General features: G+C 57.1%; 11 protein-coding genes. 4 read left to right on the forward strand and 7 right to left on the reverse strand.

All coding sequences use genetic code 11. The annotated features are described in order from the left end of the window. Nucleotides 1–3 precede the first annotated feature (3 nt). The 3 genes from QP828_RS04190 (at nt 4) to QP828_RS04200 (ending at nt 3,983) form a co-directional block, all read left to right on the forward strand. Entirely contained in the window at nt 4–978 is a 975-nt protein-coding gene (locus QP828_RS04190; RefSeq protein ID WP_274732536.1) for a nucleoside hydrolase, read from the forward strand. Between the two features lie 39 nt (nt 979–1,017). After that, nucleotides 1,018–2,472: an MFS transporter gene (locus tag QP828_RS04195; protein ID WP_274732534.1), complete on the forward strand. Its 1,455-nt coding sequence runs from the start codon at nt 1,018–1,020 to the stop codon at nt 2,470–2,472. Nucleotides 2,473–2,642: 170 nt separating this feature from the next. Beyond that, complete coding sequence (locus tag QP828_RS04200; RefSeq protein WP_274732532.1) at nt 2,643–3,983, forward strand: MFS transporter; 1,341 nt, start codon at nt 2,643–2,645, stop codon at nt 3,981–3,983. 35 nt (nt 3,984–4,018) lie between these two features. Here the strand turns inward: QP828_RS04200 and QP828_RS04205 are convergent, their stop codons facing one another. The 6 genes from QP828_RS04205 to QP828_RS04230 all read right to left on the reverse strand — a co-directional run bounded on the left by QP828_RS04205 (nt 4,019) and on the right by QP828_RS04230 (nt 10,554). Further along, a complete protein-coding gene (locus QP828_RS04205; RefSeq protein ID WP_274732530.1) occupies nt 4,019–4,837 on the reverse strand; it encodes a class II aldolase/adducin family protein in 819 nt (272 codons plus the stop codon). A 16-nt stretch (nt 4,838–4,853) separates the two neighbouring features. Then, nucleotides 4,854–6,350: a rhamnulokinase gene (locus QP828_RS04210; RefSeq protein WP_274732528.1), complete on the reverse strand. Its 1,497-nt coding sequence runs from the start codon at nt 6,348–6,350 to the stop codon at nt 4,854–4,856. A 123-nt stretch (nt 6,351–6,473) separates the two neighbouring features. Continuing rightward, nucleotides 6,474–7,652, reverse strand: coding sequence for an L-rhamnose isomerase (rhaI, locus tag QP828_RS04215; protein WP_274732526.1), 1,179 nt, complete (start codon nt 7,650–7,652; stop codon nt 6,474–6,476). 34 nt (nt 7,653–7,686) lie between these two features. Further along, nucleotides 7,687–8,979 carry an MFS transporter gene (locus QP828_RS04220; protein WP_274732524.1) on the reverse strand — a complete coding sequence of 431 codons (1,293 nt, stop codon included), beginning with the start codon at nt 8,977–8,979 and terminating at the stop codon, nt 7,687–7,689. 23 nt (nt 8,980–9,002) lie between these two features. Then, complete coding sequence (locus QP828_RS04225) at nt 9,003–9,368, reverse strand: L-rhamnose mutarotase (RefSeq protein ID WP_016442073.1); 366 nt, start codon at nt 9,366–9,368, stop codon at nt 9,003–9,005. A gap of 175 nt (nt 9,369–9,543) precedes the next feature. Then, nucleotides 9,544–10,554 (reverse strand): LacI family DNA-binding transcriptional regulator, encoded by a 1,011-nt coding sequence (locus QP828_RS04230; RefSeq protein ID WP_274732520.1) that lies wholly within the window; start codon nt 10,552–10,554, stop codon nt 9,544–9,546. Nucleotides 10,555–10,763: 209 nt separating this feature from the next. On the opposite strand from QP828_RS04230, the gene QP828_RS04235 reads away from it, so the two are divergent. Next, a complete protein-coding gene (locus QP828_RS04235; protein WP_274732518.1) occupies nt 10,764–11,978 on the forward strand; it encodes a hypothetical protein in 1,215 nt (404 codons plus the stop codon). A 60-nt stretch (nt 11,979–12,038) separates the two neighbouring features. Here the strand turns inward: QP828_RS04235 and QP828_RS04240 are convergent, their stop codons facing one another. Next, entirely contained in the window at nt 12,039–12,713 is a 675-nt protein-coding gene (locus QP828_RS04240; RefSeq protein WP_274732516.1) for an NADPH-dependent F420 reductase, read from the reverse strand. Nucleotides 12,714–12,878: the final 165 nt, after the last annotated feature.

Consider the following 12,878-nt stretch of genomic DNA (forward strand, 5'->3'; position numbering starts at 1 on the left):
CTCATGACGAAGGTACCTTTTATCCTCGATACTGATACCGCGCAGGATGATTGCGTGGCGATTCTTTTCGGCCTTCTCGATGAGCGGGCTGATTTGCGGGCCATCACCATGGTGGCCGGAAATGTTGGTTTTGAGCGGCAGATCAAAAATGCGCAGATGACGCTTAATGCTGCCGGTAAGCTCGGCGAAGTTCCCATTCACGTGGGTTGTTCGCAGCCGATGCTGCGCGAGTGGGTATCCGCGGAGGACGTGCACGGTGACGGCACCGGCGGGCTGAGCATCGATTTTACGACGACGCACGTGGAGGATGAGCACGCCGTTGATGCTCTTCTTCGTATCACCGCTGCCCAACCGGGTGAGGTGAGCGTGGTAGCGATCGGGCCACTGACGAATATTGCGACCGCGGTGGTCAAGGACCGCAATTTCGTGAAGAATGTTAAGAGTCTCTACATTATGGGTGGATCCAATAACGGCCGTGGAAATACGATTTCCGCGGCCGAATTTAATTTCTATGTGGATCCCGAAGCGGCCCAGATCGTGTTTACGGCTGGATTTGAGGATATTCACGTGGTGACCTGGGATCCCATTACCTTGCGGGATGCCACCATTACTCGCGCGGAATACAATGCGCTGGCCGATAAGGACACCACGCTCGCGAAGTTCTTTAAGAAGGTGTGCGATACCACCCTGGACTTCAATGAATCGGTGGGCGTGGATGGGTCCACGCATCCTGACTCCATGACCCTTGCCACCCTCCTGCACCCGGAACTCATCCTGAGTGAAAACCGCTACCGGGTGGATATTGAAACCGGTTCGGAGCTCACGCGCGGATATTCGGCGATGGCCTGGGAGAAATTCCCGCTGCCCGCCAATGCCTATGTGGTGGAGGAAGCGGATAAGGAGGCTTTCTTCGCGCGCCTGGATGCGCTGCTCGCGCTAGAGACCACCCCGAATCAGCCTTTCGCGGGCCTGGCTTAGTTCTGCCGGATATCGGTTCCTAATGTGAAGGAGAATTCCATGGCTGAACTTTCGAGGGAGCTCCCCTCCGAATTTATTGAGGGGACCACGGTGCGCGCCGCCGGGAATCGCGCGATCAACCCGAAACTGGTGCTCACTGCCCTCATGCTGGTGATCGCGAGTTTCCAGCTCAATGCCACGATGCTGGCACCGGCCATCGGCGATATGGCCAGCGCCCTCAATACCAATGCGGGCGTGATCGGCTGGAGTTCCACGGTCTTCCTCGCGGTGGCCGCGGCGCTCGCGATTTTCTTCCCGCCGCTGGCCGATAAAATCGGGCGGCGAGTAACTCTCCTTATTTCAGTGAGCTTTATGGTGGTCGGAACAGTGCTGGTGCTGGTAACCAGTAGCGTGGCCATGCTCATGGTGGGGCGTTTCCTGCAAGGTTTCTGCGGGGCTACTTTCGCGCTGGGCAATCTCACCCTGCGCGCCATCCTCCACCCGAAGAAATACGGTTTCTATATTGGTTTAGTTGCCGCGATTAATTCCGGGGTGGCCGGCATCGACACTCTGCTGGGCGGAGTGATTGTGGACCACGCCGGCTACAAGGGTATTTTCTGGACCATTCTGGCGCTGGAAGTACTCGCCCTCATCTGTGTGGTGGCCTGGGTGCCGGAAACCCGAGTTCCTGCCGCCAGCCGCATGGACTGGGGTGGGGCGATGACCCTGACCGGTTCGCTATGGTCGGCGAATATGGCACTTACTTTCGGCTTTGGTTCGCTGGGCTGGGGGAATACGTGGACTATCGCTGCGATTGTCGCGGCGGTGGTGCTAGCCATAGCTTTCGTGCTGGTGGAGCGCAGGGTTGCGGATCCGTTGGTTCCGCTGCCCGAACTGGTCAAACGTCAAACCTGGGGTGTGACCGGTACCGCGTTCTTCACCCTGGCTTCCGCTTTCTCGGTACTCATGTACCTTATCCCGGCGGTATCTCAGGATGTGGAGAACGGCTTGGGTATGGGCGGTACCGAATCCGCACTGCTCTACCTCACCCCCTTCTCGCTACTGGGCTGGCTGCTGGCGCCCTTCGTGGGTAAGTACGCCCCGCGCTTGGGCTACCGCGCGATTCTGCGCGCCGGGCTGCTGGGCAGCATCGTGCTCATTACCGGTGTGGTGGTTTTCGGATTCGAGAACCGCTGGGTGCTCTTCACCCTGGCCTTCCTTATGGGTGCTACCTATACCGCGATGTCCAATACCACGCTTAATGCCATGGGTGTGCTTTATGCCTCGCCTACCCGGCCGGGAGTGCTCCCGGGCCTAACCTCCGCAGCCTTCAATTTGGGTGCGGGCGTGGGTACCGGGGTGATGGCTTCCTTCGTGGCCCGTAATGCGGTGGCCGGCGATATTACCGCCGGGTACTCGCAGGCCGCGATTGTTGGTTTGGTATGCGCAGTTATCGCCTTCGCAATTTCCCTAGCGCTGCCGGCGCAGGAAACGACCGGAGGTGAGAAGATCTAATCCCCGGTTGCAACCGGCTAGTAAACCCGCGGGTGGCGTTTTTCGGGAGCGCTACCCGCGGGTTTTCTTTGCCGGTAGGCGCGTGCGTGGGTATTCTCGCGGCTGCGCTTTTCTCGGTAGGGTGGAGGCGTTAACACCGCATGCACAAGAACCGCACGCAAAGGATCGTTGTGACTGAGCAGTCCTATGTTTCGCGGCGCCGCCGCCCGCCGAGTTCGCGCCACTACAGCGCTACCCAATTGCGCCATGCCCGCCTGGCTGTGAGCGCGCTCTTCTTCACCAACGGCGCGATTTTCGCCAATATTGTGCCGCGTTTCCCCGAACTCAAGCGTATCCACGAGCTCGACAACGCCGTGTACGGCCTCGCGCTCGCGGCTTTCCCAGCCGGCGGCATTATCGCGGGGATTTTCGCCGCGCCACTTATTCGTAAATTCGGTTCTGCGCCGGTGGCGGTCGCGGGCACGCTTCTCACCGCGCTCGGGCTTATTGTGGCGGGTGTGGGCCCCACCGGAATCTTCTTCGCGGCCGGCATGTTCCTCGGGGGCGCCTGCGATGCGGCCACCGACGTGGGGCAAAATGCGCACGGCTTGCGGGTGCAGCGCCACTACGGCCGCTCGATTATTAATACTTTCCACGCGACCTGGTCCGTGGGCGCGATGAGTGGTGGACTCATGTCCGCCGGCGCGATCTGGATCGGATTGCCGGTGCCCGCGCATATGGTTATGTCCGGGATAGTGTGGGCTGCGGTTGCGCTGGTGGCCCGGTGCTTCTGTTTGCCGGGGAACGACGCCGCAGATCCCGGCCCGGGCGGTGATGCGGCAGGGCACGCCGGTGCCGGGGCAGGCGCGCTGGGAGATGGGTCGGCGTCGTCGAACCTATCCGAGGCTAAGCACGGAGCCGCGCCGCTGAGTTTCCGTACCGCGGCAATGCTCGGTGCCCTTGTTCTCATTGCCACGATGGGTGGGCTTATCGAGGATGCCGGATCCAGCTGGGCGACCCTGTATGTGGGGCAGCTCGGCGCCGTGGGCGGGCTGGCCGCGGCAGGGTACGTGGGTCTGGTCGGTTCGCAATTTGTGGGGCGGCTGCTGGGCGATGGGCTGGTGGATCGCTTCGGGCGGCGCACCGTGGCCCAGGGCGGGGCAGCCCTCATTACCGTGGGGATGGGCCTGGCTTTGCTGTTCCCGAGCGTGCCGGGCACGATTGCCGGTTTCGCGGTGGCCGGTTTCGGTTCGGCCACGCTGGTTCCCGCGGCGATTCAGCAGGCCGATGAGCTGCCCGGCCTCAAGCCGGGCACGGGCCTGACGGTCATTTCGTGGCTCATGCGCATCGGTTTCCTTGTTTCCCCGCCTATTGTGGGTATGGTTGCCGATACTTTCGGGCTGCGCACCGGCCTGTGCGTGGTGCCTTTCGCCGGTATCACGGTGCTCCTCCTCAGCTGGACGCTGAGCCAGGGCGAGCGGGAGATCCCCGCGCCGCCGCGGCCCAGCGTCCAGGAGGGCAAAGAGAGCTAATAGCTCTCGGATATTGTGTCTATTAATTGTGTCTATTAGTACATATCGGTCGTCACATTGAATGCGGATACGACCCGGCGGATTTCGTCATCGCTCAGGCCGGTACCTTTTCCTCCACTTGCTGCGTTCATGTGTTCGTACATGGCGCCGGTCTCAAGGTACTCGATGGTATCGACTGCGGAAAGCGCGGAGGAATCAGAACGAACCATAATTCCGTGCTTCGCCCACAATGCGATGCGATGATCGCGAAGGCCGATGACATTGTTCTCCATGAGCTCATCACTACCGGGAACCATGAATTCGAGAACGGCGATACCTTCTGGGACTTGAACAATGGTTTCCGGCTCCCACCGGAAGATCATTCGATTGAAATCCTTGTTATTGAGAGTCTCGGGAATATGGGAGAGGGCGACAAGGTACGGAGGCTGCGCGTGCACAATAGCTTGGAAACTCACGCCGCGCTGAGCTACCTGGTCGTTATGCACCGCGAGGTGTGAATTGAATTCGCTCGTGGGGCGTTGATACAGCCTATCTGGATGTGTGTACCAGGTACCGGTTTCGCCGCCCTCATCCACAATAAAGGCAGAAACATTCTTTTCAGGCGCATCTGCCACTTCGCGCAAACGGCACCCTGATCCTGTCACAAATACCGTCCTTCCCGCCAAGGCGGGTACCTTCCAGGGAAGCTTGACACCAGCCTGCTTCTCTGGGAAAACTGATTCGAGATCGGTATTCCAATCAACGGAAATGGAAATATTTCCAGCGCCAGCTTCCGCGGCGTGCAGGTGGTCGAGGCGACGCCCCGTTACTCCCATTTGTTCCAGGAGCGCGTCAACAGTTAATTGAGAAGTCATGGTCTCTCCATCCTTATTAGAAAATGCGACGTCGGGCTTCTTGCCAAACGCTCTGATTGTTCTGCGGTGTATAGCGGGTAAGTTCGGTCGATGCACGTACAACCTCACGCAGTGAGGTAAGTGAATCCGATATCGAACCAGCTGCTCGTGCCTGGAGTAAAAGATTTCCAAGCGCCGTTGCTTCCGTAGGGCCTGCGACGACGGGAAGTCCGCACGCATCGGCAGTTAGTTGACACAATAATTTGTTCTGAGATCCCCCTCCGACGATATGAATGACATCAATATCTACCTGTGCAAGATGTGCAGCCTGTTCAATTGTTTGGGCATGTGCGAGAGCCAAAGAATCGGTGATACAACGGGCATATTCCCCAATGTCTCGGGGTCGCGATTGCCCGCTTGCCTCGGCTAGAGAATCGATCCGTGCGATCATGTCTCCGGGTGTTGCAAAGACCGGGTCATTAACATCGATAACCGTGCGAAGGGAGGGTGCTGCTGCCGCAAGAGAAATGACCTTATCAATCGACAGGCAAGGATCTTGCTCTCTCCATTGAGCCACGCACCCATTGAAGATCCACATTCCCATAATGTTCTTCAAGTACCGGGTGGTTCCATCAACACCGAGTTCATTAGTGAAGTTTGCCTGCCTCGACTCTTCGCTGAGGATCGGCGCCGCTAATTCGAGTCCGGCCAATGACCACGTTCCACACGAAATGAAGGCGAAGTTCTGGCTCGTGGCCGGGATAGCCGCAACCGCGGACGCGGTATCGTGACTACCTACTGCAACCACCGGAGTGGTTTCTCCACTCTGCGTACGTAGATCGCAGATCTCACGCTGAACAGTACCAATTCGATTTCCCGGCTCAATGAGTTCGGGTAATTTCGCGTAGATATCAATACCGGAAATTTCTTCATACACGCTGGTCATCTCGCGTGACCAAGATCTGGTGCGGGGGTTGACGAAGCCGGTCGAGGAAGCATTTGTTATCTCGGCATACTTCTTTCCGGTAAGCCAATAATTGACGAGATCTGGCAGTAGAAGAAGTGATTCCGCCTGTTTGAGGGCCGGTCGATAGTCTGCACTGTTAGCGGCAGCTAGCAATTGGAAAACCGTATTGATATCGATGTTTTGCAGGCCGTTATGGGTGTAAATATCGGTTGCTGAGTAGCGGGAATACAGTTTTTTAGGAACCCCGTGAGTTCTACTGTCACGATAACTAAAGGGTGGACTGATGAGTCCCCCTTCCGGACCGAGGAGGCCGTAATCAACCGCCCAGGTATCTACGCCAATTGATTCGATAGGCGTTTCGCGCAAGGTCCTGAGAGACGCGCGAATATGCTCCCACACCTGAATCATTGGCCAGAAAAGATTATTCTTTTCGGTGCCTGGAACACAGATAGGTCCGTTTGGGAATCTAGTGATTTCACTTGTCGACTTTAGTTTTCCTTCGGTAATAGAGCCGGTCATGACTCTGCCGGAAGAAGCTCCCAAATCGATAGCAACAAAAGTTTTCATTACTCGAATTCCTCATGTGGGGCTTCGGGCCGGGCCCGTAAGAGCTCGGCCCGAAGCGTGTCGAGCGCTCAATACTTCAGCGCGGGATGGTCAGCGAGGTTCCCACAGAGAAGTGAGGAAGCTTTAGGCTCCCCAGCTTGCCTGTGTTCCACCGATCCGTTCCTTCCGGATCTTTTCCAGATAGCCTGATTCCATAAAGGCCCGCATGGGATCTGGATCAAGGCCCTGTGCCTCACGCAATTCGCCCAAGAGTCCGCGGACATCCGTGTAGAAGGCATCCATGAGAATGTCGTTTGCCCCGAGAACATCTCCGGCTACTTGCTTTTCCTTAAGAGCGTCTCGATCAACGAGTAGCGCCTTTGCCGTCATTTCCTGCACGTTAGTCACGGACCGAATTTCAGCCGGGATCTTTTCTTCCAAGTTATGGCATTGATCAAGCATGAAATTCACTGGCGATCCTTCGTCCAATGCGCCAGCCGCAACAATCTCATTGAGAATTCGGAACAGCTGGAACGGATCAGCAGCCCCCACAATGAGATCATCGTCAGCGTAGAACCGAGAATTGAAGTCAAATGCACCAAGGCGCCCTACTCGAAGGAGTTGAGCCACGATAAATTCGATATTGGTTCCGGGTGCATGGTGTCCGGTATCAAGGACTACCATGGCTCGTTCACCCAGCGCCTGGCACTGAACAAGGGACGTGCCCCAGTCTGGAACATCGGTGTGGTAGAACGCAGGCTCGAAGAACTTGTACTCCAGAACCAGCCGCATATCGTCGTCAAGTTCCGCGTAGATTTCTGCTAGCGATTCTGCCAGGCGATCCTGGCGTTCTCGGATGGAATCCTGCCCGGGATAGTTGGTGCCATCAGCCAGCCAAATCTTCAGATCCTTCGATCCGGTTTTACGCATGATATCGATACACTGCTTATGGTGATCGATGGCCTTCTGGCGGATCTTTGGGTTGACGTTGCATAGGGAGCCGAACTTGTAATCCTCATCCTGGAAAACATTGGAATTGATCGTCCCGATTGTGACACCCAGATCCTCGGCATGCTTGCGTAGCGCATTGTAATCATCAGTGAGGTCCCACGGGATGTGGAGGGAAACTTTGGAGGCGGCATGAGTATAGGCATTTACCTGTGCCGCATCAGAAACTTTCTCGAAGGGGTCGCGCGGGACGCCAGGTGTCGTGAATACCCGGAAACGCGTGCCGGAATTTCCAAAGGCCCACGAAGGGAGTTCAACATCTTGCCGTTCTAGGATCTCGCGATTCTTTGCGCTGAGATCACCGAGTTTCACCATGTTTCTGTTCCTTTCTCAATATTTCTTTGCGGTTCTATTTCGACGACGCAGCTGAAACAACCCGCCCGTACCGCTCGACCTCGATTTGCTCGAGCGACTTCCCTTGGGTCTTCGGTGCGCCAAGAGTGCCAACAATGAGAGAAATCGAGAGGAATCCGATAAGGATTAGTCCGTCGATCATGAGTCCGTTCTCCCACTGGAGAATGACCGGGAAGATGAGGGAAATGAGGCCGGATGCGACTCGCACCAGGAAGAAGATGATTCCCTGAGCGCCGGCACGGTACGGGGTTGCGAAGAGCTCCGGTGCCCACACCGAGTAGAAGGCCTGGGCGGAAGGCCCGGCTGAAATACCCCAGATGATCGCGTAGCCGAAAGCGGTGAATGCGGAATCGGAAGGTCCGAAGATGAGGATGAGCCAGGCGACGATGGCCAGAACAGCACCGATGAAGAAGTGGGTGCGGTACGGCATCGTATCCACGAAGTACATGAAGAAGACCGTGCCGATAATGACGACGCCCCACGACAGCATGGAGAAGAGGTTCGACGCCAGTTGGTCGTAGCCAACGCTATTGAGGATGGTCGGGAGGAAAATACCGTTTTGCGAGGCGGCTTGGTTCCAGCAAGTGTAGATAACCGCAAGGAATACCAATGCGCGGATATTGCACTTCCAGGAGAAAAGTGCCTTGAAGGACTGGAACATCGACGGTGGTTTGGTTTCGGAACCACCCTTGGCCTGCTCCCAAGCCTCTGATTCTTCCAGGTTGCGGCGGATATACCAGGTAATCAAAGCGATAACCACGAGGTGGGCAAAGACGAGTCGGGATCCGAGCAGGCCCAGAGGTGTAACGGCGCTCGCGAGACCAAAACCGATAAACGGTCCGAATGACCAGGCCAACTGGGTTGCTCCAATGTGTCTGCCGCGACTTTCAGTCGGTGCGAATTCTGCAATATATGTCCATCCGGCTGGAACTGATGCACCAACTGCGAGTCCGATAATGACAAAACCTATGAAGAGCATGGGGAGGTTACCGGCGAAGACCACAATGAGTCCACCCAGTGCGTAAACGAGGAGGTCGTACGTGTAGATGACTTTTCGTCCGTATTTGTCACATAGAGGTCCGCCAATAAGGGCACCGATAGCGGCACCGAAAGCATTGGAACTAAAAGCGGCAAGCAGTCCCGCGATTCTGCCGTTGTCGTCGGGGAAGTACGCGGCACCCCAAAAACCAAGCGAGGTGGCAATCGCAATAATAGACCCTGAGTCGATGTAGTTGGACATGGAAACGGCAATCGTTGCCTTCCATCCGGTTAATGGCTTTTTTGACATGTTCTCTCCGTTGAAATCAGATGTCACTGAAGATAGAAATACTGAGATAAGAAGTAGTTTGTGCCGCCGTCAGGCTGTACAAAGTACTGAGCCATCTCGGCCTGCCACTTGGTGTTAATCTCCTCGTTTTCCATGCAGTTCATTGCTTGCCATACGTCGTCAGCTTCGAAATAGCCAAAAACAACGGCGGTTTCCGGATCGACGAAGAGTGAGTAGTTCCGCCATCCGGAACGTGACAAGGCATCGCGCATCTCTTCCCATACATGGCAGTGCGCTTGGAGATATTCATCCAACTTGTCTTCACGGACTCGTAAAACAAAGCCACATCTTGAATCAGACTTCTGCGTCGTGTCATTCAAAATCTGGTCAACAGTCGGGGTGCTAACCATAAGTCAACTCCTTCGTTGAAGGATTGAAAGGTTTCAATCCGTACTGAAATACTACGTTTGATACGTTTCAACGTCAAGCGGCAAATAAATTTGCCCATAGGAAAACGTAGGTCAGCTATTTATACGCTTTGCCGTATTACTCGATTAAAAGGTGTAGGAATGCGATTCCTGAGCATCAATGAGTCTGCGGTCGTGGGGGTGCTGTCGATTCCCGAACTACAAGCTCGGGAATAAAAGCAATGTCTTGCGCTTCCGAAGGTTGCTCCAAAAGAAGGTGAGCAGCGGTTTCTCCGAGTTGCTCCATAGGCTGACGAATAGTTGTCAGCGGGGTGATGAGTTCGCGGGCAACGTCAATATCGTCAAAGCCAATGATGGACATATCACGGGGAATAGCTAGATGATGTCGTCTGGCAGCTCGCATTGCTCCGATCGCGAGGGAGTCGTTAGCGCAAAAAACAGCAGTAACTTCCGGGTGGGTGGCGAGGAGCTTCGTCATGGCTCGTTCACCGCTGGCCGCATCAAAACGCTCAGCGCTAATTTCCACCAACGTCAGAAAGTCATCGGATTTCATAACGGTTTGGCGTACCCCTATTCTTCGTGCTTGCGCCTGCCGTACCTTAGCTGAGCCATTGATGAATCCAATGTGGTGATGACCAAGCTCTCGAAGATGCTCAATGGCGATTTCCGCGCCTCTGGTGTCATCAACGGAAACGGCATTCATCCCGGCTTTGAGTGCGGGATGATCAAGCAGGACGAGGGGAATTCTCCGAGTTTCGAGGAGTTCCAGACTTTTTTCGGCGCCGGCGGACGGTGTTAGAATTATTCCGCGTACTTCCTGGCCGAGTAACAGGCGAAGCAAACCGGCTTCGCGCTCGGGATCTCCTCCTGTTGAGCCGATAACAGGAAAACACGACTCTTCTGCTAAACGGGCTTCGATTGCACTCGCGGCAGCAGCGAAAAACGGATTGGCAACATCGAAGACGAGAACGCCAACCAATTTGGAATCGACTCTACGTAACCGGCGCCCGGCTTCGGAGGGAATAAAGCCGAGTTTCTCGATAGCTGCTTCGACTTTTTTACGCGTGTGGTCGGAAACCCGTTCCGGATGATTGAGAACATTGGAGGCAGTTCCTAATGACACCCCGGCTAGCTGTGACACTTCGCGGATACTGGGACGTCGAGTCACGTCTCCTCCTCGGAATTGGAACGGTTGTAGTTGCCATCCTAGGCGAGTTTATGCAAGGGAGGAGCGCTTCAGCTCATTACCGAGCTCATTGTCCGCAGCACAACCGCACCTGCTCCTGAACTTATGTAATTACGGAGTTTGCGGTGGCCCATGTGTAGGCAACCATTACCGCCAAAAATCGTGTCGTAGCCACCGGGTAAACTGATGGCATGAGCGACAACGGAGCCCCAACTCAGCAAGAACCGCGCGGTCGTGCCACCCGCACGTCCCTGATCGCGGCGCTTCTCGTCCTTGCGCTTGGCCTGGCCGGAGGGCTCTGGTGGTGGTTCAACGGGAGAACTTCCTCAACTCCGGCAGCCGGCCCCTCGGCTAGCGTAACGGCATCGTCTGAGGCGGGCGGAGCAGCAGCTGCGTCGTCGTACCCAAGCGCGGAACCAAGTCCCACGCCGGTGCCCGGTCCCACGGATAAAGAAATGCGCAACGGAACCTATATCCTTCCGGACGTGTGTTACAGCAAACGCAACCCGCCCGCGCCCGTCACGGTAGCGCACGGGAAGATTCTTCCAGACCGTCAAACGGGGATGCAGCCAGGCACCATTTACCTCACTGAGCCGCTGGTGCTGGGAGGTGTGGAATATCGCGCGGTCGCGATGTCCTGCGGGGTGGGCGATCCTGCCATCGGTGCCATCGGGATTTATGACGCGAACCTCAGGCTCGTTTCCTCTATTGGCAACCACCAGTGGGGTGCGGAACAGGGTATCCGCGGCACCCATATCACCCAAGATTATGACGGCCTATGGTCCTTCAACGTGAGCTCCATGGATTTTGATGCCGGTCAGGCGCGGATTACGTACACGTCCTATACGCCCGTCGGTGGCGTGACGCGAACCATGGAACGCGCGTATCCGCCGCATTCCACCACCGTGAACTTCGTGTGGAACGGCAGTCAGTTCGTGCAAACGGGGGAGGTGTCCTTCCAGTTCGAGGACGGACATTCCGTCACCGCACCCTCCGAAGAACGCGCCCAGGCCGACCGGCACACCCTCGCCACGGCGGGCTCAGAATGGGAAAATCTGTTCCCCGAACTCACTAGCGATCCGCGCCTTGCGGACGAAGAACAACGCACCGCCTCCGCTGCCGCGCACCCCGTCTTCCGTGGATGCAACGCGCGCGAACCCCTGAGCACCGCGGTCAGCGGCGGGCATGTGAAAGACACCGGCGGGTACGTGAGAGAAACCGACCGCTATGATGGAAAAGTGCCCGGTGAAGGCGATATCAAACCGCGCCCCACCGATATTCTCTGCGTCTTTTCCGTGGATAACCCGACAGTTGAGCACGGTCTAGCGGACTACACCTACTACCTTGTGTACGACGGCGCCACCTCCGGCACCCCGCCTCTTATCAACGTAGGGATGCGTCCCTAGCTGCGCGCATATATAGGGGCACCCCAGCAGCGTGCCGCTCAGGATTTTCCACAGCCGATCCTAACCGCGGCGCTCGCGAGGCACCGCCACAATATCCACCGGCCAATCGGCCAACTCCAGGCGCTGCCCGAAAGCAACGCCGCCCGGCTCCAACAGCGGGGCATGCTCGGCGCTAAGCTCCACCGGATCAAAACCAATCGCATCGATAAAAGCAGCCACCCGGGAACGCGCGGCGGCGTCGTCCCCCACAACGCCCACCGTGCGCCGTGCCGGCGCTCCATGCGGGCGTGCCTCCGCACTCAACTCCGTATACCCCGCGTGATTAAGACTCTTGACGATAGCCAGCTCCGTATAACGCGCTTGCAGCGCGGCGGTGGTGTGCCGGGCAGGCGCGGCGCTGGTATTCGACGTGCCGTTGGCCGCGGCGCCATCGGTCGCCTCCCACGCATTCGTGGCATCAACAACAACGCCGCGCACCCCGCTCAAATCAATCGAGGCAAGCGCAGGCTGCGGTAGCGCCAAAATCAAAATATCCGCCGTGCGGGCCAGCTCCTCGAAAGGCACCAGGCGAGCCGTTGGCAGCAAAGTGGGCAAAGTGAGATCGTAGAGCGGATTACCCGCGCGCACACTCACCGCCAGCGGGAAACCCGCCTCCGCGGCCAAGCGCCCGATAGCGGTGCCAAGCTTGCCCGCCCCCAGCAGGCCGATCAGATCTTTATCCGCAGTGGTGTTCATAAAGGAAGAACGGAAAGGCTGCGGCGAAGTATTCCCGTGGCTGCGGGCTCTCTTGTGTGGCCACGGCAAGCAGCGATACGCGCCACTCCGCAACCACTCCGCAACCGATCCGCCAGTGCCCCACCAACGCCCCGCCAGCACTCCACCAACGCCCCGCCAGCGCTC

Source organism: Actinotignum sanguinis (assembly GCF_030230305.1).
In the GTDB taxonomy this organism is placed as follows: Bacteria; Actinomycetota; Actinomycetes; order Actinomycetales; family Actinomycetaceae; genus Actinotignum; species Actinotignum sanguinis.